Source organism: Chitinimonas sp. JJ19 (assembly GCF_036961565.1).
Taxonomy (GTDB): Bacteria; Pseudomonadota; Gammaproteobacteria; order Burkholderiales; family Chitinimonadaceae; genus Chitinimonas.
The window spans coordinates 269,237-292,484 of sequence record NZ_JBAMDD010000001.1 but is presented as its reverse complement, the minus strand read 5'-3'; the positions used below and the strand labels follow the sequence as shown (position 1 = coordinate 292,484).

At 58.4% G+C, this 23,248-nt stretch carries 21 protein-coding genes and 1 pseudogene; 15 read left to right on the top strand and 7 right to left on the bottom strand.

The window, feature by feature from the left end; genetic code table 11:
* Positions 1-19 precede the first annotated feature (19 nt).
* From V7714_RS01345 to V7714_RS01330, 4 genes are all read right to left on the bottom strand, one after another.
* The gene (locus V7714_RS01345; protein ID WP_335387453.1) at positions 20-1,612 is read right to left on the bottom strand and encodes a carbohydrate-binding module family 20 domain-containing protein; all 1,593 of its coding nucleotides are present in this window, start codon (positions 1,610-1,612) and stop codon (positions 20-22) included.
* 139 nt (positions 1,613-1,751) lie between these two features.
* Positions 1,752-4,847 carry a pullulanase-type alpha-1,6-glucosidase gene (gene pulA / locus V7714_RS01340; protein WP_335387452.1) on the bottom strand — a complete coding sequence of 1,032 codons (3,096 nt, stop codon included), beginning with the start codon at positions 4,845-4,847 and terminating at the stop codon, positions 1,752-1,754.
* Positions 4,848-5,183: 336 nt separating this feature from the next.
* Complete coding sequence (gene bioB / locus V7714_RS01335) at positions 5,184-6,179, bottom strand: biotin synthase BioB (protein ID WP_335387451.1); 996 nt, start codon at positions 6,177-6,179, stop codon at positions 5,184-5,186.
* 377 nt (positions 6,180-6,556) lie between these two features.
* Positions 6,557-7,456, bottom strand: coding sequence for an NmrA family NAD(P)-binding protein (locus tag V7714_RS01330; protein ID WP_335387450.1), 900 nt, complete (start codon positions 7,454-7,456; stop codon positions 6,557-6,559).
* Between the two features lie 62 nt (positions 7,457-7,518).
* Between V7714_RS01330 and V7714_RS01325 the strand changes: the two genes are divergently transcribed.
* Positions 7,519-8,487 carry a LysR family transcriptional regulator gene (locus V7714_RS01325; protein WP_335387449.1) on the top strand — a complete coding sequence of 323 codons (969 nt, stop codon included), beginning with the start codon at positions 7,519-7,521 and terminating at the stop codon, positions 8,485-8,487.
* Here the strand turns inward: V7714_RS01325 and V7714_RS01320 are convergent.
* Positions 8,484-8,654 (bottom strand): annotated as a pseudogene (locus V7714_RS01320) (integrase core domain-containing protein); the annotation flags it as partial. The gene V7714_RS01325 and the pseudogene V7714_RS01320 overlap by 4 nt on opposite strands.
* Before the next feature lie 690 nt (positions 8,655-9,344).
* Between V7714_RS01320 and V7714_RS01315 the strand changes: the two are divergent.
* From V7714_RS01315 to V7714_RS01305, 3 genes are all read left to right on the top strand, one after another.
* Positions 9,345-10,460, top strand: a complete 1,116-nt coding sequence (locus tag V7714_RS01315; RefSeq protein ID WP_335387448.1) for a helix-turn-helix domain-containing protein — start codon at positions 9,345-9,347, stop codon at positions 10,458-10,460.
* A 373-nt stretch (positions 10,461-10,833) separates the two neighbouring features.
* Entirely contained in the window at positions 10,834-12,009 is a 1,176-nt protein-coding gene (locus tag V7714_RS01310; RefSeq protein WP_335387447.1) for a nuclear transport factor 2 family protein, read from the top strand.
* A 12-nt stretch (positions 12,010-12,021) separates the two neighbouring features.
* A complete protein-coding gene (locus V7714_RS01305; protein WP_335387446.1) occupies positions 12,022-13,761 on the top strand; it encodes a serine hydrolase domain-containing protein in 1,740 nt (579 codons plus the stop codon).
* Between the two features lie 217 nt (positions 13,762-13,978).
* Here the strand turns inward: V7714_RS01305 and V7714_RS01300 are convergent, their stop codons facing one another.
* The gene (locus V7714_RS01300; RefSeq protein WP_335387445.1) at positions 13,979-14,167 is read right to left on the bottom strand and encodes a hypothetical protein; all 189 of its coding nucleotides are present in this window, start codon (positions 14,165-14,167) and stop codon (positions 13,979-13,981) included.
* A 116-nt stretch (positions 14,168-14,283) separates the two neighbouring features.
* On the opposite strand from V7714_RS01300, the gene V7714_RS01295 reads away from it, so the two are divergent.
* The 11 genes from V7714_RS01295 to arsC all read left to right on the top strand — a co-directional run bounded on the left by V7714_RS01295 (position 14,284) and on the right by arsC (position 21,866).
* A complete protein-coding gene (locus V7714_RS01295; protein ID WP_335387444.1) occupies positions 14,284-15,687 on the top strand; it encodes a beta-1,3-glucanase family protein in 1,404 nt (467 codons plus the stop codon).
* A gap of 148 nt (positions 15,688-15,835) precedes the next feature.
* Positions 15,836-16,126 (top strand): YciI family protein, encoded by a 291-nt coding sequence (locus V7714_RS01290; protein ID WP_335387443.1) that lies wholly within the window; start codon positions 15,836-15,838, stop codon positions 16,124-16,126.
* A 32-nt stretch (positions 16,127-16,158) separates the two neighbouring features.
* Positions 16,159-16,521, top strand: coding sequence for a hypothetical protein (locus V7714_RS01285; protein WP_335387442.1), 363 nt, complete (start codon positions 16,159-16,161; stop codon positions 16,519-16,521).
* Positions 16,522-16,724: 203 nt separating this feature from the next.
* Entirely contained in the window at positions 16,725-17,048 is a 324-nt protein-coding gene (locus V7714_RS01280; RefSeq protein ID WP_335387441.1) for an ArsR/SmtB family transcription factor, read from the top strand.
* Positions 17,049-17,095: 47 nt separating this feature from the next.
* Positions 17,096-17,452, top strand: coding sequence for an ArsR/SmtB family transcription factor (locus V7714_RS01275; RefSeq protein ID WP_335387440.1), 357 nt, complete (start codon positions 17,096-17,098; stop codon positions 17,450-17,452).
* The gene (locus tag V7714_RS01270) at positions 17,453-17,929 is read left to right on the top strand and encodes an arsenate reductase ArsC (RefSeq protein ID WP_335387439.1); all 477 of its coding nucleotides are present in this window, start codon (positions 17,453-17,455) and stop codon (positions 17,927-17,929) included. It abuts the gene before it with no gap.
* 9 nt (positions 17,930-17,938) lie between these two features.
* Positions 17,939-18,301: an arsenite efflux transporter metallochaperone ArsD gene (gene arsD / locus V7714_RS01265; protein ID WP_335387437.1), complete on the top strand. Its 363-nt coding sequence runs from the start codon at positions 17,939-17,941 to the stop codon at positions 18,299-18,301.
* Between the two features lie 14 nt (positions 18,302-18,315).
* The gene (gene arsA / locus V7714_RS01260) at positions 18,316-20,070 is read left to right on the top strand and encodes an arsenical pump-driving ATPase (protein WP_335387436.1); all 1,755 of its coding nucleotides are present in this window, start codon (positions 18,316-18,318) and stop codon (positions 20,068-20,070) included.
* A gap of 23 nt (positions 20,071-20,093) precedes the next feature.
* Positions 20,094-20,588, top strand: coding sequence for an arsenate reductase ArsC (locus V7714_RS01255; RefSeq protein WP_335387435.1), 495 nt, complete (start codon positions 20,094-20,096; stop codon positions 20,586-20,588).
* A 3-nt stretch (positions 20,589-20,591) separates the two neighbouring features.
* On the top strand, positions 20,592-21,311 hold the full coding sequence (locus V7714_RS01250) for an MIP/aquaporin family protein (RefSeq protein WP_335387433.1): 720 nt from the start codon (positions 20,592-20,594) through the stop codon (positions 21,309-21,311).
* Between the two features lie 129 nt (positions 21,312-21,440).
* Positions 21,441-21,866, top strand: a complete 426-nt coding sequence (gene arsC, locus V7714_RS01245) for an arsenate reductase (glutaredoxin) (RefSeq protein WP_335387431.1) — start codon at positions 21,441-21,443, stop codon at positions 21,864-21,866.
* Positions 21,867-21,899: 33 nt separating this feature from the next.
* On the opposite strand, the gene V7714_RS01240 is transcribed toward arsC, so the two are convergent.
* Positions 21,900-23,246 (bottom strand): NAD(P)/FAD-dependent oxidoreductase, encoded by a 1,347-nt coding sequence (locus tag V7714_RS01240; RefSeq protein WP_335387430.1) that lies wholly within the window; start codon positions 23,244-23,246, stop codon positions 21,900-21,902.
* Positions 23,247-23,248 lie beyond the last annotated feature (2 nt).

Below are 23,248 nucleotides of genomic sequence, written 5' to 3'. Positions count from 1 at the left end.
TTGGTTTGCACTACCCAGCTTAGAACCGGAAGCTCCCATCGCTCCGCGTCGCCGAGCCACCGCAGGCCGGCGTGGTGAACTCGCGATTGCCGCTGGCCGTGGCCTGGTTGCTCTCCCAGGTAGCACTGCTGCCATTCCACTTCACATACTTATACTGCGTGGCGGTTGCTGGCGGCAGGTTGGCCGTGCCGCTCCAGGTAGCGTTGCTGCCGCTGCCTTGTGCAGTCAGGGCATAGCCGTTGGCAGGGGTCCAGTTGCCTAAGGAGGTCTGGTTGCCGACCACATAAAGACGCTGGCCGCTGACCGTGCTGGCATTGGCGATGCTGAATGCCACCGGTACTGACGTGCAACCGCCACCGCCTGCGCTCTTGCTCCAGACGGCGTACTGGTTGCCCGAGGTGCGCAAGGTCCAGCCTGCGCCGGGGTTCCAGTCGTTGGGGCCTATCTTCATGGCCACCTTGCCATCGACGATGGCCGCATAGAGGCCCTGCTCGGCACGCTGTATGGCCACCGCAGAGGTCGAGCTCAGGCCTTGCTCCTTGCGGACATCCAGTATGGCCTTGATGGCCCCCTTCAATCCCCAGTTATAGGCATGGGCGTAGTACACGCTGGGGATGCCCGGATGGGTCAGCACATAGGCGTAACCCTGCATGACCTTGTCGCAGGGTACGGGCCAGTGGTTCTGGCCCACGCCGCAGCTCTCGCTGGGGCCGGTGTCATGGTTGTCGACAAAGGTCACCATCTTCTGCGCCCACCAGCCTATGCCACCTGCCGGCTTGCCACTGCCATCACGCAGGCGGCCATACTCGTTGTAGCTGAGCGCCTGGTTGAGCAAACCCTTGGTAGTGAAATCAAACACCCCGCACTTGCCGGCCGTGCCGTCCACAAAATTGACCAGTAGCTGGCGATGCCCGTCCACGTTGTTGAAGTTCAGGTCGGTCCAGACCTCGCCCACGCAAAAGCTGGGGTTCATGGCATCGTGGTAGAGCGCGGCATAGCCCGGCGCATAGCCTTTAGAATAATCGTAACGTATACCCTTGAAGCCCACGCCCTTGAGACGGGACGATAGCCAGGTCTTGATATCGTTCTGCACCACGATCTGGCTATGGTCCAGATCGCGCGCGGCCGCATAGCCATCGCCCGAATCGGCGTTGCCGCACTTGCCGGTCCACTCATCGCTATTGACCACGGCATTGCAGCCCCAGGTGGGGTTGGTGAAATCTCCCCAGTTGGTGGTGCCGATACGGTGGTTGATCACCACATCGGCCACGCTGTGTATACCCTGCCCGTTCAGGGCCGAGATGGCAGCGGTCAGCGCTGCTTCGTTGCCGTAGTTGGAGTCGAGCTTGTTGAGCTGGCGCGGCAGGTAGCCCTCGCGCGAACCGGCATCCGACGGTGGCGGGAACCAGACGTGGGTGATACCCAGGTTTTTCAGATCGCTGGCCTTGGCTTGCAGATCGCCGTACAACTGGCCATTGGCCGAGTTCCAGTGAAAGCCCTGGAACAGCACGGCAGTGCTGGACTTGGCCTGTTCGGTTGCGGCCAACGCAGGCAAGGCGGCGGCCACTGCGCTTGCCAGCAGGCTGGCACGCAGAAGGTGTTGCAGTTTCATGTCGTCACTCCGGTTTGTTTTTTATGTGCTTGTTGGGTTGAGGTCGTACTGGCTCTGTGGTCTGGTGCGGCAACTCCTTGGCCAGGCTGCAGCCGGCTTGGGGTAGAAAAAAGGCCGCCCTGATGGGCGGCCTGACAGTTTACATTTCCACAAACACGGCGGTAGTCCTGGCCGGCACGCTAAAGCTGCCAGCGGCGCTGCTGAAGACAGCCCCCTTCACCACAGCATCCGCCCCGGCCTGCAGCACGGGGTGCAACTGCAGCGTCTTGCCGCTGCTGCCTGCCACCGTGGTGGTATGCGCCACCTTGTCGGCATTGAACAGCACGAACACCGTCTTGTAGACCCCACCGGCATAGCCAGCACCATCCAGCTTCATTACGATCAAGCCCGGCAGTTGCGCCGCACCTGCATCCGGGAAGCTGACCCGCGCCTGTACCTCGGCAGCCGTACGCAGGCGGAACAGCGGGGTACTCTTGCGGATGCGCAGCAGATCTTGGAAAGCACTACGGCTGGCGGCAATATGGCTGCTGCCAACCTTGAGGCCCGCATCGGCCAGCAAGGGCTTCATGATGCTCCAGTTGTCGCCGTTCTTGTCCTGTATGGGTAAGCCCACCGCCCAGTTGTTGCTGGTGCCGCTCCAGTCGATGCGGTTAAACCAATCGCCCGAGTTGTAGGAATCACGATCCAGCGACTTGGAACGCAACAGATCATCGCCCGCGTGGAAGAACGGCACACCCTGTCCCAGCGCGACCAGCGACAAACCGACCACCTGCGCCCTGGCGCGGTCAGACGCACTGCTGGCACGAGGCAAACGGTACTGGCTGATATCGAACAGCGTCTGGTTGTCGTGTTTGCTGACATAGCTGATCAGCTCCTGCGGATCGGCCGTATAGCCAGCCGGCTGGCCGTTATAGTCGATCTGGCTACCCTTCTTGCTGGCGCCGGTGTAATCGACCAACGTGTAGTCCTTCAGGTTGCCTGCCAGACCGAGGCGTATCAGATCCTGCGCTTTGAGGGCGCTATTGCGCTCATCCGCAGTACAAGCACTACCGTCGTTCTTGTCCACGCATTGGCCATTGATAAAACCCTGGTTGCGTATCAACCACTCGCCACCGTCGAACGGGCTGCCACCCCGTGCCGCATCACGCAGGCGATCGCTGAACGAGCCTATGCCTGTGCCGGCCAGATTGAGCTGGCTGGCCTGTTTGAAGCGGGCATTGTTTTCCACCTCACCAAAGTTCCAGCCCTCGCCGTACAGGTAAATCTCCCTGCCGGCGGCGGCATTCACTTCGGTCTGCAGCCGCTGCATCACATCCAGTGGCTGGTGGCCCATCAGGTCGAAGCGGAAGGCATCGATCTGGTACTGGCTGGCCCAGACCTTGACCGAGTCGATCATCAGCTTGGCCATCATGGCGTGCTCGGTCGCCGTATTGGAGCAACAAGTGGAATTGGTGACCGCGCCATTGCCATCAAGGCGATGGTAATAACCAGGGACGATGCGATCCAGCACCGACTTGCCGTCCTGGCCCGATGCTGGCGTGTGGTTGTAGACCACATCCATCACCACCCGCAGACCGCTATCGTGCAGCGCCTTCACCGCAGTACGCATTTCCACCGTGCGGGCCAGGCCATTGGGGTCCGTGGCATAGCTACCCTCTGGTGCGGTGTAGTGCAGCGGGTCATAGCCCCAGTTGAAGGCATCGCTGTCGCGCACGGCTGCCACGGCAGCTTGCTGGCTCTCTGCATCGCCCGCCGCTGCGCTGTCTATCGCCGGCACTTTCTGGTCGGCAGCCAACTCAGGTGCGCTGGAGATATCGTTCACCGGCAGCCAGTGCACATGGGTCAAGCCCGCCTGCTGCAAGGCCTTCAGGTGCTTCATGCCGTTGCTGGTGCCATGGCTGAAAGCCAGGAACTTGCCCTGATGGTTGGCCGGCACAGTCGCATCGTTGGCCGAGAAATCACGCACATGCAGCTCATACAGCGCAATATCCTCCGGTGCAGCCAGTGCCGGTATGGCGTGGCCATCCCAACCAGCCGGTTTGGCTGCTGCTGCCGTCAGGTCGGTAATCAGGCTGCGGGTGCTATTGGCCGATAGGCCCAGCGAGTAGGGATCGGTAACCGTATTGATCTCAACCTTGCCGGTACTGCGGGCATAGACCTCCACCCGGTAAGCGTAATACCGGGCGTTGATCCAGGCCGCTTCGCCACTGGCACTCCAGATACCGGTGCTGGCATCCAGCTGCATGGTCAAGGAGCCGGCGCTGGCACTGGTCGGGCCATCAAACAGCTGCACATCCACCGACCTCGCTGTCGGCGCCCACAGCCGGAACACAGGCTTGCCGCCTTCAATCACCGCGCCCAACGCCGCATTAGCTGCAGCACTGGCATACAGATCGTCCAGCACCGGGCCCGTCTGTACCTGGCTGCCATCGACTACGACACCATTCACCGTCTGCGACACCACCAGTTGCCCTTTGACCAGGCTCTTGGCATTGGCACCTGCTGCCAGCTTGAACGCAGGTGCACCGGCCAAGTGTGGGTAGCGGGCCTTGATTGCATCCGGCAAGGTGGTCACCGCCAGGTCTATCACCCCATCGGCACCACTAATGCCGCTGCCCCCCAGCACCATGCCGCCATTGGCCGCATGATGCAGCTTGTAGCTGGCGCTCAGGCTGGCGCCGGGCCAGACCAGGGTATCGGCAGTCAGCCACACCGCCTTGGCCGACGAGAGATTGGCGCTGCTCTTGGCAGGCTCGCTGCTATAGACCGTGCAATCGCCATCCTTCACCCAAACCTGCTGACCCTTGCTGGCGATATCTGCTGCAAAGGTCGCCAACTGATCGCTGCCGCACAGCTTGGTGGCATCCTTGCCATCGGCCGTGGGGACAGTGATCAGGAAGTCCATCTTGCCCTTGGCCACATCCACCTCGATATCGGTGTAAGCGCCGTAGGCGTTGGTCTTGTCAAACAGGTAACGGTTGCCGGGCCAGCCGGTGGAAGGCGTCTTGGGGCCGGACCAGGAATACACACCCCAGTCCTTGTAAACACCGTCCTTGCGCCAGAGGTTGACGCGCAGATGGCCTGCCTTGATTTCTGCCGTGGGTGGGGTGGTTGTGCCACCGCCGTCACTGCCGCCGCCTCCACCGCCACAGGCGGTGATCAGCAAGCTGCCGGCGAGCGCCGCGCCAAACAGGCGCAGCCGGGCCCAGCGGCCCGAGTCGCTAAGGTATTGCATGGGTCATCACTCCGGTTTATTCGCCGCCGGGTATCCCGGCTGGCTGGTTTATTGTGCGGTGCAGCGTAACTACGGGTAAGCAAAGTCCTGAAACTACGCAACTTTTTGCTGCACTCGCTTATTTGTGCCCCAGGACTGGCGCGAGGTCAACGCCCAAGACAAGACAGGTATGACAAGTAGTTTTACAACCTCGCTATAACGGGCTTCGCCGTCATACAAGCCGGCATGCGTCAGACCAAAAACAAAAAACGCCAAGCACAAAGTGGTTGGCGTTTTTTGTAGTCTACGTATTAGCAGCTACTTGTTTGGCACAGCCCTGCAGCAAAACAGGCGGTATCAGAGGGGCTGCAGATCCAGCTTTTCAAACAGTTGGCGATCGCGATCCGCTTCCGGGTTGCCGGTGGTCAGCAGCTTGTCCCCATAGAAAATGGAATTCGCACCAGCCAGGAAGCACAAGGCCTGCACCGACTCCGGCATCTGCTGGCGACCTGCAGACAGGCGCACAAAGCTGCGCGGCAAGGTGATGCGGGCCACGGCAATGGTGCGCACGAACTCGCTCCAGTCTATCCCCTCCTGGTCTGCCAGCGGCGTTCCCTCCACCTTGACCAGATTGTTAATGGGAACCGACTCAGGTTGCGGATCCAGATTAGCCAGCTGGGCCAGCAGACCGGCGCGCTCCTTGCGCGTTTCGCCCATACCCACAATACCGCCACAGCAGACATTCATGCCCGATTCCCGTACCTGCCGCAGGGTATCCAGCCTATCGTCGTAGCCACGGGTACCAATGATGTCGCCGTACTTCTCCGGCGCGGTATCCAGATTGTGGTTGTAGTAATCCAGGCCAGCGTCCTTCAGCTCCCCCGCCATGCCTTGCTTGAGCATGCCCAGGGTCGCACAGGTCTGCAGGCCCAAGGCCTTGACCCCGGCTATCATCTGCTTCACCTCGTCCAGATCGCGCTGCTTGGGGCCACGCCAAGCCGCACCCATGCAAAAGCGCGAGGCACCAGCAGCCTTGGCTGCCTGCGCCGCCTGCAGCACCTCATCTAGCGGCATCAGATCCTGGCTGGTGACACCCGTGTCATAGCGGACCGACTGCGGGCAGTAGCCACAATCCTCCGGGCAACCGCCGGTTTTAATCGACAGCAAGGTGGACAGCTGCACCTTGCTGGCATCGAAATGCTCACGATGCACCGTCTGCGCCATGAACAGCAAGTCATTGAAAGGCAATGAAAACAGCTTTGCCACAGCCTCTACCGACCAGTTCTTGGCCTCGGCATGTGTTACGGGTTTCTTGTGGAAGACAACAGCGTTGGGTGCAGCGGCTTGGTTCATGGCGGGGAAGCATGTCTCGTTATCGTTATGCTGATTTTTGGGCCTACCGCCATACTTGTCAAATAATCAGCACTGTAAAATTTGACCAGTGTGTAATGGCGACACTCCCTGCCGACCTGTTGTAAGTTTGCGCAGAAGTCTGAACTTTGGGGCTGAATGACCGAACTTTGTGAGGCAATAAGCCTGAACCGCATCCCTAACTGAGCACCTGGAGCAAAGCGAAGCCCAACGCACATTGACCTTCCCCCGCCCAGATCTACCAGGAATTAGTTAGCATGAAGGGCGAAGGCGCCCCTCATGAGGAAGTCACGATTCACTGAAACCCAGATCATCGCCATCCTAAAGGAGGCCGAAGCGGGTGTTTCAGCGGTAGAGCTTTATCGCTGACGCTGCACCAGTTCAACGATGACTTGCTTGAGCGCAGTCGTCCCTGTCCATTGAACTGCGCTGGGATCACTCTTGATGTCGATATGCGAGCAATTGAGGCCACGGGTCATTTCGATGAAACCAGCAAGGGCGGCCCTTGAGAAATGGGCATCCGCCAGCGCTTTCGGCCACTCTGCTTCCGGTAGGACTGCTACGTCGACAGGCTTCCCGAGCGTGGCCGAAACGATGGCGGCGACATCATTAGGGGCATAGTCTTTGGGCCCCGAGAGCGTGACCACGCAAGTCCCCGTCCTTTCTTCCTGCAGCAAAGCAGCTGCAGCGCTGCCGACATCCACCGTCGCTACCATCGGAAGGGAGCGCTGTGGTGGTGCCAGAAACGTCGGCAGAGTACCGCTACGCATGGCCTGTCCGACCATCGGCATCCAGTTCTCCATGAAATAGGCCGTGCGCAGAAAGATGGTGGGTACACCGATTGCGCCCAAACGCTGTTCGAACATGCGGTTCATCCCTATCCATCCCGTTCCACTTTCGCGGTCGGCGCCCACCGAGGAAAGCGCCACCAGCCTAGGCACGTCCGCAGCGACCGCAGCACGCGCGGTGGTATCGGCAATCAAGTCCGCCCTCTCAAACAGGTCTTCACGGTTGTAGTGCTGCGGGCTGACGACATAGGCGCCCTGAGCCTGACTGAGCACCTTGGTCATTGAGGCCAGGTCTGTCAGGTCGGCCACGGCCACCTCTGCGCCACGTTCGGCCCACGGTCGGCCCTTGGCCAAGTCACGCACCACGACGCGCACGGGGCAGCCGGAGCACAAGAGCGCATCGGCGGCAGCGGCGCCGGTACGGCCGGTCACACCAAATACAACGTAAGGAAGCGGGGAGGAAGCAGTCATACAAAAATCTCCTGTTCAAATGAACGAGAAGAGTGCATGTTTTATCAACATACATAAATGACATGAAGGTAATAACCAACATGCACCAAGTGGATTTATCTACAGTCGACCTCAATCTGTTAAAGCTGTTTGAAGCACTCGTTCGGGAGCGAAGTGTCACCCTGGCGGGCCTCCGCCTCGGCTTGAGCCAACCGGCCGCCAGCCGCGCGCTGGGGCGGCTGCGCACGATGCTGGGTGATCGCCTGGTTGTCCGCGGCAAGCTCGGCCTGGAACTGACACCCCGCGGCGAAGCGCTGGTAGGTCCAGTGACTAAGCTGCTGGACGATGTCCGAGGTATCGTCTCGCCTGCCGTCTTCGACCCCGCCTCTGCAATGGGTCGGATCACAATCGCCGCGCACGACCATCTGAGCCTGATGGTCCTTGCTGGTTTGACGGCCCGCTTCGAGCGCGATGCGCCAGCGCTAAGTCTCCATATCGCGCAACCTGCCGGAGACAACGTACGGCTTGTCGAGCAAGGAGGCGCAGATCTGGCACTGGGCATTTTCGAGTCGTTGCCCGGTAGCCTCCATCAGCGCGGCCTCTACACCGACAGCTTGGTGTGCGTGATGAGATCCAATCACCCCGCGGTTACAGACGGACTTAGCCTTGAGCGTTATGTGGCCTTGCGCCACATCACCGTGACTATTTCCGGCGTAGGAGAGAGCACGGTCGACGCCGTGCTTTCGACGCTGGGGCTTACTCGCCATGTCGCATTGAGGGTTCCCCACTTCCTTGCGGGGGCGATGCTGGTGGCGGACAGCGACATGATTCTCACGTTGCCAAGCCGTTTGGCGCGCCTACTTGCGCAAAGGCTCCCGCTTGCGCTCCTGGATCTGCCGCTAAAGGTTGCACCCTTGTCGCCAGCCATGATCTGGCACGAGCGCTTCCACGGCGACCCTGCCCATGTTTGGGTCAGGCAGCAGCTTGTCGACGTCGTCGCGCCGTTCAATACGGTTCGACGTCCCCCCGGATTCAGTAGCACTCGGCTTTAGAGTCCGGGGGTTAAGTTAGCCGATTTCTCGGCGAGCTGCTTGGCATAAGCTGACGGTGTCAGCCCACCCAAACCTCTCTTTGGACGTTCGTCGTTGTACTCGCGGCGCCAGGACTCTATGACGACACGCGCGTGAGCCAAGGAAGTGAACCAGTGCTCATTCCGACAGAGCTCGGCAAAACCAAACACGGCTGGCGCCGTTGAGCCGATCTTCGGGCCGGTCCTAGCTGTAACAAATTCAGGCTATAGGCCCTAGCTTTAGCAAATACAGCCTCTTGGCCCTACTTCGTTCAATGTATTGGCTCAGTACAAATTTGTAAGCCCTTGAAACGAAAGACACCGGAGTTCCGGCATCTGCGACAACTTACACAAATAAATAACGAGTAAGCTGAGCACCCTTGGCGAAGCCAGGCACGATAGGCAAATTTCAATCTAGCATCCGCTTGATAAGCAAGAAGAAACTCGCCAAATTGCAGCAACCGTCAGGGTTCAGGCAGCACCCTGAACAGGCAAGGTAGCGGTACAGGCGCTACCGGTGGTATCCGGCAAACTCGACCAAGTTCGAGCCTTGAAAATCCCCGCCGAAAATGGCATGGTGTTGCCACCTTGGCCTCAGGGGAAATCCCAGAAACCTCGATCTCCAAAACCGCCAAAAGAACCAGCGCAACGTTGCTGGCGAGGTGCGCGCAAAAAATTTGTTGGCGGCGCCGAGAAGACTAGGCACGAACGAGAACGTGGCTTCTCCCCCCCTTGGCCCATGTATTGCTGGACACCAAGATAGGATGCCGCCATCTATAAGGGCTTGGCACCTGGAAGTCTTCCAGACTTATTTTAAAATCCTCTCACTCCACATTACCCGTGATCTCGAGCCAACTACTATTTCTCTTCAGCGCCCTGGGCTCAGTTAACGGCATCTTCCTGGCGTTCTACCTCTTTACCCTGCGATCGCATCGCTTAACGAATGGCATGCTGGGCGCATTACTACTCGCCATAGGTTTTCGTACTGGCAAATCAACTTTTTATTATTTCTACCCTGACATCGCGGTCGAATTCCTCCAGATCGGCATGTCAGCCTGCCTCTTGATCGGGCCATTGACTTACCTATATGTCGGCTTCCATCTTGCGGATTTAAGGCAAAGCGCCCCAGGCAAGCACTGGCGCTGGCATCTACCCCTATCGCTATTTATCATCGGCATTGGGATTGTTTTCCCCTACTCCCAGCATCCGTATATCTGGCACCATGTCATGCGCGGGATACATGCTTACTGGCTCACCTATTTGCTGCTGGCCGGAAGGCAGCTATGGAAGTCACGCGTTTTACTGGTCGACACAACAGGTCGGGTGTCTCGCCCATCCCTATTATTGCTCAGCGTCTATTTTAGCAGCTGCGTGATTCTCATTGCCTATGTCAGCACCCCGTTTACCTCGTATATTGTCGGTGCGCTATCGTTTACCTTCACCATACACCTTACGGTGCTGACCTTTATACTGCCGAACGAAACCAAAGTCGATGCGAGCAAAAAGGAAAGGTATCAAAATCGAAAGCTGACCGAAGAAGACGCGCAGGCATTGCTGGCATTGCTCAATCAAACAATGCATGAGCAGCAACTGTACTTGAATCCTAACCTGAGCCTGATGCTGCTAGCCAAGAAGGTCGGCAATCTGCAAACCACCGTTTCCCAGGTGCTCAATGAGCATCTGAAAAAAAGCTTCAATCTCTATATCAATGAGTTTCGTATTCAACATGCCAAGAATCTGTTGATCAATGAATCTCACTTGAACATGGAACTCGTTGCCGAGCGCAGCGGTTTTAATTCCAGCTCCACTTTTTTCGCTGCATTCAAGAAAATCACCGGGCAAACGCCTGCCAGCTATCGTGCTGCATTGGTATCACCACCATCCGCAAGCGCTCCTCCTGATTCCGACACCCTGTCAGCATCGCCACAAAACCACCAGGTTTCCAGCCTCCCCTAAGCGCCGCTTCACCGTTATTTCATCTCCGTTACCGTCGCGCCCAAGCAGATTTTGCAAGCAGTCGGTAACTGCCCGACCGAGGCCTCGCTTCGGTTCTGCACCGACCTTCCAAGACCTGCCCTACCCCTCCCATGGCCTGCCGCTTGCGCCAGCACTGCCTGCGGCGGCTGCCGCCCGCTTTCTCGGCCTACACCAAGCTGTTTCCTTATCAATCCGCTACGAAATTATGTATCCGGAGTCCGAAATCATGGTTCGAGACTTCAGGTATCCGCACCCAGACTACATTGGCAACCGGCAAAGCGAGACTTGATCGCTGCCGCACAACCGTCCTTACCTTCGGTTAACAGGTACATGCCAAAGTCCAGGTCAATTTATGAGCCCACATCGTTCTCTCAGCGCCATCCTCCTCAACATCTGCCTTGTTCTCGGTGTGCCTGAACAAGCCATCGCCTCCTCTGCATCAATCACCCCTGCTGTCGAAGTAAAAACCCAAGTGGTGAGCAGCAACACAGATACGGAGCAAGTCACCAGAACGCTGACAGATTACCTAGAAGGTACGGCGAATAGCGAGCCAGAAAAACTGAGGAGAGCATTCCACCCCGACTTTAAGCTCTATGTCGTCAACGAAGCCAATGAATTAGTCATTCGCTCCGGAGAGCAGTACATCATGAACTTCAACAACGGCAAGAAAACCAATCGGGTCGGACGGATATTATCCATCGATATCGATAACAATGCCGCCATGGCGAAGGTGGAAGTGCTGACCCCGAATCAGAGACAATACACCGATTACTTCATGCTGATGAAGTATCAAGGCGCCTGGAAGATCGTGCAGAAGAGCTACACCTGGAAAGAGATCCCCAAGCAGGGTAACAAGATATTATTTGTCACCTCCAATCAGCATACCTACGGCAACACAAATCTTAACGCGGCCAATCATTTTGCGGAAATCGTCATTGCCTATGACATTTTCAAGAAAAATGGCTACACAGTAGACTTCGTCAGTCCCAAAGGTGGTGCAATTCCACTGGGTTATATCGAAACATCAAACAGCATACAGAAAGCGCATCTGTATGATGCCGATTTCATGCGCATGCTCAAGAACACCTTCAAGCCCGAGCAAATCAACGCAAACGACTACAAAGCAGTTTACTACAGCGGCGGTGGTTCAGCGATGTTTGGCGTGGCCGACAATAAGGAAATTCAGAACATTGTGGGCCGGGTATATGAAAATGGCGGCGTTGTTTCAGCCATCTGTCACGGCACGGCCGGCATAGTCAATCTGAAGGATAGCAACGGCAAATCCATCTTTTCAAACAAGAAAATTACGGGCTTCCCCGATATTTTCGAGAATACCAACGCCGAGTATTACAAGACTTTCCCTTTCTCCATAGATAAGGAAATCATACGCAATGGTGGTGATTTCGTTTATTCGAAGAAGTTTGGTAATAACTTTTTCATCACCGACGGCAACATCGTAACGGGCCAAGACCCCTCGGCCACCGCCTCCGTGGCGCAGCAAGTCATCAAGACCATCCAGAAAAACTGAACGGAGCACCCAATGAATATTACTGTCAAGCGCGCAATACTGGGATGTCTTGTCTCGCTTTCCTTTACAGCTAGCGCCAATATCGGCGTAGACCCCGCAACCAATCAAGCCATTGAAAAAATACTCAGTGAATTCAACTCACCTGGCAAACCAGCTTTTGCCGTCACCGTAATCAACAAAGGGAAACCCATATACGAAAAAGCCTTTGGCAGCGCCAACCTGGAGTACAAAACCCCGGCCACGGTCGACACAAAATTTCAGGTCGATGCATTTGCCTGGGAATTTATCGCCTATGCCACGTTAACACTGGAAGCGCAAGGCAAGATAAAGCTAGATGATGACATCAGGAAATATCTACCCGAGTTACCCGACCTAGGAGAAAAAGTCACCGTCGATCATCTACTAAGCTCGACGGACGGCTACTATGGGTACAAAACCCTGAAGTCATTATCAGGCTGGGAAACGAAAGATCCCGAACAACACAAATCCATCCTGCAAGTCATAAAAAGTCAAAAAGTATTGAACTTCAAACCAGGGAAGGCATTTTCACCCAATGGTGACACTCGGCTGATCCTGCTTGCAAGAATAGTGGAGTCGGTTACCGGCCTATCGTTTGACGCATACTGCAATAGCCAGATATTCGCTCCCCTGGGAATGTCCAACACCGTGTTTCTCTATGACAGCAATCAGGCACCAGACAACACCGCCATACCGTATCGCAGTGATAGTAACGGAACCTACAAACGGGACTATGGCGACAGCACTGCACCAGGCCCGGTGAATCTTTACACCTCTATCCGGGACATATCCATCTGGCGCTCTCACATGTCGTCACGCACGCCCGGCGTAAGACCGCTGGTGAACAAGCTGAATTCGCCTATAAAACTGGACGGTGGCGCACCTATAAAAGATGTCGCCAGCATCTCGAACTATGGGCAACAGCATGTGGGTAAGGAGAGAGGAATTCCCAAAATTTACCTACGTGGGATCTCCGGTGGATACTCCAGTACCTTGTTCCGCTTCCCCGAACAGGACTTCTCGGTGATCGTATTGAGTTCCGGTCTTGCTTACAATGGTAGCTACGGTATGCAGATCGCCAACCTCTTCATGAACAATCACTTCCCCGAACCGGAGACCATCGATTACACCAAGATTGAAGGCGTAAAACTTAGTCGGCAGCAGTTGCAGCAATTTGTCGGGAACTACTGGAACCCGGTACGCGCGCTCTCCGCAAGAGTCCACTTGAAGGATGATGTACTGTATTACAGCAGAGTTGACGGCTCAGACGGCAATGCACTGATTCCAATAGATAACTCGACCTTCCAGGTAACCATCGAAGGTGACGACAAAATCTTGCTAAAATTCGTCGACAAAGCAGGAGGAAAGGATATGAACTATACCGTTGGCGATAGTGATCCCGTTGTTTTCGAATCATACAAGCCAACCTCATACGCCAACAACGAGATGGCCCAATTCACTGGAACATTCCATTCCAATGAACTCAATGCATCCTTCGTCTTCGATGTAAACAAGGGGGTGCTAACCGCCAGTAATATCCGTTCAGGCACGATCAAGTTCAAACCCCTCAGCCCCGATATGTTTTCCGGGGATAAAAGCTTCATGAGGGGCATCAGATTCATTCGTGGCAGCAACAACGAGGTAACTGGATTCAAGGTCGCAGTGGATACGGTTCGTAGCTTGGTATTCAAGAAGGCTCATGAGGATGACAACCGGAAATTGTCCAGCCTGTAGGGCTCGTCATTGTTCCGCCTTGGCATGGTGAACCCCATCAGCCTGCCGCCCAGGCACGCGAAGCCTCGCTAACAAAGCCGGTTTCGCGTGCCTGGTGCTCGGGTCGCCGACGAGAGGGATTCGTGTCACCCTGTCAGCGCACACCAAGGGAGCACCCCGCACCCTCAGCTTCCCAGCAAGGCAAGGTGCACAATGAACGCTTGTACCCATAATAGCATCAGTCCCGCCCCCGGCAGACTTGATCCACCTTTTTCAGCAAGGTAGGTATCCGGTAGGGGCCATGCATGTTGGTCACGCTCTGCTTGGCCTCTTCAATCGCCATGCCTATGCAGGTTACATACAGAGGCTTGCCGCTCTCGCCACGGTATACCTCACACTCGGGGCTCATACCTGCGTAGGTATCCACTCCAGGCCTGCTCCAAGCGCACATGGCCATCACAACCAGCCCCTCGCAAACGTCTTGTGCATGTAGCCGTGCAAGTTCAACGGCTCCCCCCCCACAAGTCAGCCAAGAGGAAAGCCATGACCACCCCGCCCCACACCAGCCTCAATCTGCAGTTCTTCAACCACAGCGGTATCGATCCGACAGCGGTGTCCATCGGCTTCGTACCCGGCGCATCAAACGCCGCCTTCAGCATCATCAACGCCTGCAACCACGCTGCATTGCAACCCTTGAACATCTCCAGCACCGGCACTTATCCCTTTGCCGGCAACTGGTATACGCTCGATCAGCTGAGCGACGGCGTCACCGTCAACGCATTCAGCGGCCGCGTCTATGTGGCCTACAACGGCGCATGGACGGTGCAGTCGCCAGCCTACGAGCCCGCCCAAGCCGTGACCGACCCGAACTTCTTTCTACGCTACGACAAGCTGGAAATGACTTTCAACGGCCAGCCAGCCGATGTGGCCAACCTCACCAGCATCGATTACTGGAGCATCCCGATCACACTAACCACCTCGCTGAATGGCAGCGTGGTTCAGACCGTGGCCGGCTTACTGGGTAGTGCCAACTCGCAAAGCGTGTTCGAGGCGCTCAACGCCCTCACTACACCGCCCGTTTCGGGTGTGGTCGGGCCAGGCGGCATAGATGGGCAACCGCTGCCAGCCACGGTACCTGGAGAGTTCCAGCAATACGGTACGGGGCCCGCGCCCGGCAGCAGCTTCGCCAGGGTGATAGGGCCGACCTCCTATCCCTCGATCGCGCCCACCATCGGCCTGCCCGTCATGCCCTACGACACACTGCGCAATTACCTGGCCTACCTGCTTGATAACTTCGGCCCCGGCACAGCCGTGGGTGCGATCGTACCTGGCCTGGGCAACGGCGTATTTGCCCATATCGCCGGCCAGTTCGCTGGCGTGGGGCCCAATGTACCCAGCAGCGGCCCGCTCAGCCGGCAAAGCTATACGCTGGAAGCCACCATAGACAGCCATCTGAACATCACCCTGAGCGGTGCGCTGAGCGGCGTGGCCGGCACCACCAGCCTGCAGTACCGGCAGACCGATCTCACCAATCCCTCAGGCATCTATGGCGGTAACGTGCCGTATTACCTTAACGGCGCTACCACTGCCACCAACCCAGGCAATGACGTCTATGGCTGGGTCGGCGGCGATCTGCTTTCAGGCCTCAACATAGGTGCAGTAGGAAGTACCGCCACGGTGGGTGGTGTCACTGGCGTGCCCGTGCCTACCATGGTCGGCGCCATCAACAGCCAACTCTGGTTCAACATCCCCAGCAATTTCTTCTTTGCCAACATGCAATCCACCCCTAACTACAACCAATGGGCAGCTACGCTGGCACCGTTGTCGCAAGCGTATAACTTCGCCTACTCCGACCGCTTCGCCAAAGTGTTCGCCAGCCTCAATACCGCAAACATAGACACCCTGACCGTGGTATTGGAGCCGGCTGCCGTCAGCCTACCAAGCTAATGCACGATGGCCGGTTCCTCCACACGCAACCTTGGAGCCGGCCACGGCGCAATGGATGGCCCCTGCCTGCACCCCACAGCGCTATGATGCCGAAACACACGGCCAGTATTGCCGTTACCAACACCACCATCCCGCAAGCAGACTAGCCATGTTCGCCATCATCCTCAGCTACAAGAAACCGCTCGATACCGTAGATGCCTTTGTCGAAGAACATAAACGCTTCCTGGCAGCCCACTACGCATCGGGCCACTTCCTGCTGTCTGGCCGCAAGCAACCGCGCACCGGCGGCCTCATCCTTGCCCAGGCAAGCAACAAGCACGAAGTGGAGGCCATCATTCGCCTGGATCCGTTCTGGCGGGAAGAGATCGCCGATTACGACATCATTGAGTTTGTACCCGGCATGGCCGCCAGCCACTTAAGCAGCTTGCTGGAGAATTAAGCAGTGACCATGCCTCTGTCGGGACCCATCCCATGCAATATCTGACACCATTCCAGCCACCTGAAGCATTCGATATGCTGGAGCGTGGCTTCACGCTGCCTGTATCTCCCATTGCTGATGACTCCACCGTCGCATTCTTGCGCTATTACCCAGATGGGAAGCAGCTCGCCATTGCATTTGAGTTGGGCAGTGACTCGACCATCTCGGTCAAAATCACCGATCACGCCGAGGTCATTAGCGATATAACGATTGAAGGCGTCATCAGCTACGCATTTCAGTCGTGGGACAACCAGCCGATCATGCGCCTGCGTTTTGAAGCCGGTAGATCAGATGTAGACCTCCGTATTCATTACGACCCCCTACCTACTGTAGTACTCAGCTTACTGAGGGCATGAAACATTACCCTAAGCGGAATCCCTAGGTACATCATCACCAAGTTGCGATGCGGCGTTACTCGAAAAAGGCCTCCTGATGTATCAAGCACACGGTGCCTTGAAACTTTCGCTCACCCCTTGTTCTGATTGAAATCGAGCTTGCTGGAAGATCACGTTGCCGCATGGGCTTGACCACCCTACAATACTTCCACTAACATAGAAACATGGAAAGTAAAACCGTCGTCAACCTGCTTGCCGCCCTCGCCCAGGACACCCGCCTGGCGATCTTCCGTCTGCTGGTGGTTCAAGGCCCTGCCGGCATGACAGTGGGCAAGATAGGCGAGATGCTGGCCGTGGCGCCAGCCACCCTCTCCTTCCACCTGAAAGAGCTGAATCGGGCCGGCCTGATCCAGGCACGGCAGGAAGGGCGGTTTATCCACTATGCCGCCAATTTCGACACCATGAACGACCTGCTGCGCTACATGACTGAAAACTGCTGCACGGCTGCCTCCTGTGCTGCCGAGCAGGAGAACAGCTGCTGTGGCTAATTTTTTGCAACTCAATATTTCAACAATAATTGAAACAATAATCCGCCATGGACAAAATCTCCGCACTGCAGGTTTTTGAGGCGCTCTCATCCAGCGCCCGCCTGGATACCTATCTGCTGCTGGTGGGCGCGGGCGGCACCGGCATCGTGGCTGGTGAGCTGGCCAGCCGGCTGGATATGGCGCCCTCCAATCTCTCCTTTCACCTGAAGAATCTGGCACACGCCGGCCTGGTGACGGTGGAACAGGAAGGGCGGTTTCAGCGCTATCGCGCCAACCTGGCCTTGATGCGGCAAGTGACCGGTTTTCTGACCGACCACTGCTGCGGCGGGCATCCCGAACAATGTGCTGAGCTGGCCGCATCGGCCAATAGCGCCAACGCTTCCCCATCATGCTGTGAGCCTTAGATGAATGTCCTGATACTGTGTACCGGTAACTCCTGCCGCTCCATCCTGGCCGAGGCCACCATCAACGCCCTGGCGCCAGCAAGCATCCGCGCCATCAGCGCCGGCAGCAAGCCGGCCGGCTATGTGCACCCGCGCTCCCTGGCACTGCTGGAACGTGAAGGCATCTCAACCCAAGGCCTGCACAGCAAGTCCTGGGACAATCTGCCGATGACGCCAGACGTGGTGATTACCGTCTGCGGCAGCGCCGCTGGCGAAACCTGCCCCGCCTACCTGGGCCCGGTGCTGCGCGCGCATTGGGGTGTGGAAGATCCCGCCCATGCAACCGGTACTGATGCCGAAATCGATGCCGCCTTTGAAAAGGCCTACCGCATTCTGCGTGGCCGGATCGAAGCCTTCCTCGCCCTGCCCCCGGAGCTGCTTGCCGACCAGGCCAGGCTCAAACCCGAGCTGGATCGCATCGGCCTGATCGGGGCCTGAGGAGACTACATGCCAAGTATTCAAATCTTTGATCCGGCGCTGTGCTGCAGCAGCGGCGTTTGCGGTACAGATGTCGATCAGGCACTGCTCACCTTTGCGGCAGACCTGGACTGGCTCAAGCGCCAGGGCGGCCAGGTGGAACGCTTCAACCTGGCTCAGCAACCGCTGGCCTTTGCGCAGCAGGCCGCCGTGAAGCAGTTTCTGGAACGCTCGGGACAGGAAGGCCTGCCACTGATCCTGGTCGATGGCGAGATAGCCCTGGCCGGTCGTTACCCACGCCGTGCCGAGCTGGCACGCTGGGCCGGCGTCAGCAGTCTGGCGGTGCAAGTCCAGCCTGCCGCCAGCAGTTGCTCAGGGCCGGGTTGTTGTTAACAAAGGGGTAAGCCATGCAATTCCTGCTCAATGCACCACGGCATCTGTTCTTTACCGGCAAGGGCGGCGTGGGCAAGACGTCGATCGCCTGTGCAACGGCGGTGCAGCTGGCAGACCAGGGCAAGCGGGTGCTGCTGGTGAGTACCGACCCGGCATCCAATGTGGGCCAGGTGCTCAACCAGACCATAGGCAACCAGATTGTCGCCATCCATTCGGTACCGGGGCTGGCTGCGCTGGAGATCGATCCACAAGGTGCCGCGCAGCAGTATCGCGACCGCATAGTCGGCCCTGTGCGCGGGGTGCTGCCTGACAAGGTGGTTCGCGATATCGAGGAGCAATTGTCGGGTGCCTGTACCACCGAGATTGCCGCTTTCGATGAATTTACCCAGTTGCTGACCAACCCAGCCCTGGTGCGAGATTTCGACCACATCGTGTTCGATACCGCCCCAACCGGCCACACCATCCGCCTGCTGCAGCTACCGGGCGCCTGGAGTGGCTTTATTGAACACAACCCCGAGGGGGCATCCTGCCTTGGGCCGCTTGCCGGCCTCGAGAAACAGCGAGACCAGTATCACGATGCCGTGGCGGCGCTGGCCGATCCCGCTCGTACCCGCCTGGTGCTCGTGACACGGGCACAGCGCTCCAGCCTGGCAGAGGCGGCCCGCACACAGGCAGAACTGGCTGCCATTGGCTTTCAGCGCCAGCATCTGGTGATTAACGGACTGATGCCAGAGACCGAGGGGCAGATCGACCCGCTCGCCCATGCATTGGCGAATCGCGAAGCCGCAGCCCTGGCGCAGCTACCCCCGGCCTTGGCACATTTGCCGACAGATCGCCTATCGCTAAAAGCCGGCAATCTGGTGGGATTGTCTGCGCTACGCCAGTTGTTTGCCATGGACGAAAGCATGGCAACAGCCCAGGAGATCGACACCACGATACCGCCACTACCCAAGCTGGTGGGGCTGCTGGATGGCCTGGCGGCTGACGGCCATGGCTTGATCATGGTCATGGGCAAGGGTGGTGTGGGTAAGACCACGCTGGCAGCCGCGATAGCCGTGGCGCTGGCCGAGCGGGGTCTGCCAGTCCATCTGACTACATCAGACCCTGCCGCTCATCTAACCGATATGGTCGCTGGCACCTTGGACAATATGGCGGTATCGCGCATCGACCCCAAGGCCGAGACCGAACGCTATCGGCAGGAGGTGCTGGCCAGCAAAGGCAGGCATCTCGACGAGGCCGGCCGGGCGATGCTCGCGGAAGACCTACGCTCACCCTGTACCGAAGAGATCGCCGTCTTTCAGGCGTTCTCGCGGGTGATCCGTGAGGCCGGGCGGCGCTTTGTGGTAATGGATACCGCGCCAACCGGGCACACCCTGATGCTGCTGGATGCCACCGGCGCCTACGACAGGGAAATACGCAAAAAGATGTCAGGCGGCGGCCTGCACTTCACCACACCCATGATGCAGTTACAGGATGCAAGGCAGACCAAGGTACTGATCGCCACCCTGGCCGAAACTACGCCAGTACTGGAAGCCGCCAATCTGCAGGCCGATCTGCGCCGTGCAGGCATAGAACCCTGGGCCTGGGTAGTAAACCAGAGCCTTGCCGCCGCCAAGCCTACATCGCCGCTACTGCAGCAACGGGCAGCCAATGAGCACGCACAGTTGGCTGCCGTCGCCAACCAGCATGCCCGCCGCTACGCGGTGGTTCCGCTGCAGGCCCAGGAACCGGTTGGGCTCGAGCGCCTGCGCCAGCTTACCCAACCCTAAGCCATCAATACGGAGATGCCGCCATGTCGGACAAGGCCTACAACGTCCTCTTCATCTGCACCGGCAATTCAGCCCGCAGCATACTGGCCGAATCCATCATGAACCACCTAGGCAAGGGGCAATTCCAGGCATTCAGTGCCGGGAGCTTCCCCAAGGATACAGTCAACCCTTTCACGCTTGAGGCCTTGCGCCTGCATGGCTACGCCAGCACCAACCTGCGCAGCAAGAGTTGGGATGAATTCGCCACGCCAACCGCTCCAGCCATGGACTTTATCTTTACCGTTTGCGACAAGGCAGCGGGAGAAGCCTGCCCTGCCTGGCCGGGGCAACCGATTACCGCACACTGGGGGTTTACAGACCCATCTCAAGTAGAAGGCGATGACGCGGTAAAGCGGCAGGCCTTCAACAAAACCCTGATGGAAATCACCAACCGTATCCGTATCTTCCTGAGCCTTCCGCTGGAGAAGATAGACCGGATGTCTTTGCAGCATGAGCTGCGCAAGCTGGGAGAACAGTAAGTCATGGATTTGCATCGTCGATTATTTGCCGAGTGGCTGGGTACGGCCTTTCTGCTTGCGGTCGTTGTGGGCTCCGGCATCATGGCAGAGCGACTGTCCGGCGGGAACACGGGCGTGGCGCTGATGGCCAATGCCCTGGCAACCGGTGGCGGGCTGATTGCCCTGATACTGACCTTTGGTGGCATATCCGGGGCGCACTTCAATCCCGCCGTTACCCTGGCAGCGGCACTGCGCCGTGAACTAAGCAGCCGGGATGCCTCGCTGTATGTGCTGGCACAGCTTGCCGGCGCATTCTGCGGTGTGGCCGCAGCCCATGGCATGTTTGGCGAAGCCTTGTTTTTCGCGTCACAGCATGTGCGCACCGGCCCGGCACAATGGTGGAGCGAATTCATCGCCACCTTTGGCTTGCTGGCGGTGATCTTTGGCTGCTCGCGCAGCCGGCCCGAGGCAGTCCCCTATGCGGTGGCATCCTATATCGTCGGTGCCTACTGGTTTACCGCGTCCACCTCGTTTGCCAACCCGGCAGTGACCTTGGCACGCGCAGCCAGCGATACCTTTGCCGGCATACGGCCCGTGGATGCACCAGCCTTTATCGCGGCGCAACTGGTAGGTGCGGTGACCGCCACGCTGGTATTCGGCTGGCTGCTCCGCGACAAGGCCGCCCTGTCGCTGGACTTGATGGCCAATGCCGGCGAGGATCGCCCGGTGCACCCCCTGAAGTAAGCCTTCTGGCAGACGCCTACACCACAAGCGGTCACGCATGGCATCCCACGGCACGGGCTTTGCACACCGCCAAACCTTGCCTGCCATGCCTGATCATCCACCAGCGCCCCCTCGACTGACAGTACACCCATGACCCAGATCACGATCTATCACAACCCCGCCTGCGGCACCTCCCGCAACACCCTGGCGCTGATACGCAATACCGGCATAGAACCCCAGGTGGTTCACTACCTGGACAACCCACCCGACCGGGCAACCCTGGTCGCCCTGATTGCAGCCATGGGCATACCGGTACGCGAACTACTGCGCAAAAAGGGCACGCCCTATGCCGAGCTGAATCTGGATGACACAGCCTGGACCGATACGCAGTTGATCGACTTCATGTTGCAGCACCCCATCCTGATCAATCGGCCTGTGGTGGTCACCCCCATAGGTACACGCTTGTGCCGACCTTCCGAAGCCGTGCTGGATATCCTGCCCTTGCCGCAATTGGGGCCGTTTACCAAGGAAGATGGCGAAGTCGTGATTGACGAACAGGGGCGGCGAGTCAGCTAGTACTTGCCTGCTGCACCCCCAGCCCCATCCTCCTCAAGCCGCACCGGGCTTGGCAATAGCCAGCAAGCCGGCCTGTAGCAACCATTGCAGGCCCAGGATGATGCGTTCGTCGCCCACCTCGGTGCGCTGTGGATGGGCGGCTACCACGGCCGCTGCTGGGGTAGTCGAGCTGCAGGCACTGAGCAGGCTGGCAGGTTCAAGGGGCTGCAGATCAGAGGGCCAGGCCACTGCCTCGACCGCCTTGGGCACCGACACCAGCTGGCAGTCCGGCGCCAGCGTCACCACTGCCTGGCGCCGCCGCCAGAAACTGCTGTCGGGCCAGCGCTGTTCCATCTGGTAGTAACTTGCCCGCGTGCCCAGGTATTGCTGATAGGCGCCCACATGGCGCTCGGCCAGTTGCGCCAGCGCGGTCCTATTGCCTGCCAGTGCCTGGACAACCGCCAGGCCGGTATGGATGCCCGCATCAAGCGCCCGGACTATGCCGCTGGACGACAGTGGGTCATAGCTGCCTGCCGCGTCCCCCACTGCCACCCAATCCTGCCCATGCAACGGATCAAGCAACGCAGAGTGGGCACTCACCACCTGCAGTCGTTCTGGTGCCCGCGCACCGGCCAACCTGGCCATGGTATGCCGGGCGCCATTGAGCAAGCGCCACCACACCGCTGGCGCGCGCAGTTCATGTTGCTGTATCAGGTCGGCATCCGTCATCAGGGCGACCCACCAGGTTCGCCCACCCGCCTCTGCCGGCAGGCAGGCTGAATAGAACCAGCCCTGGGCGCAGGGCTCTACCAAGGTAAAGGTGTCGGCATCGGGCATGGCCGGGTATTCGGCCACCAATGCCACCATATTGTCGATAAGCTGGCGTTCCGCCCCCAGCTTGCGCGCTACCACCTGGCCCTTGCCACTGGCGTCCACCACAAATCGGGCGGTCAGCCCCGTCGTGTCCTCGCCTTGGCGCAAGCGCAGGCGGCAGCCACCGCCTTGCCGCTCTACATGCTCCAACAGGGTGTTGCGGTAGACCACCACCCCCTTGTGCTCGGCCGTGGCCACCAGGTCGGCATCAAAGCGGCGCCTATCCAGATGCCAGCCATGGCCAAATGGGGTGAACATGAAATCACGCTGATAGATGGCATCGTTACCCCAGGCAGCTGCATTGCCATAGGCAGGGGCATGGCCGGCCTGTTCAAATGCCGGCCACGCCTCCAGATACTCCAACAGGGAACGGGCGCCGGGCGAGAGGGTCTCCCCTACGCGCGGCTGCCCGTAATCCGTCTTCTCTACCAAGGCGACCGTCAGGCCGGATTGTCGGCGGATACTCAGCGCGGTAGCCGCACCGGCAGGTCCGCCGCCTACCACGGCGATGTCGAACGTCTTGTTCATGC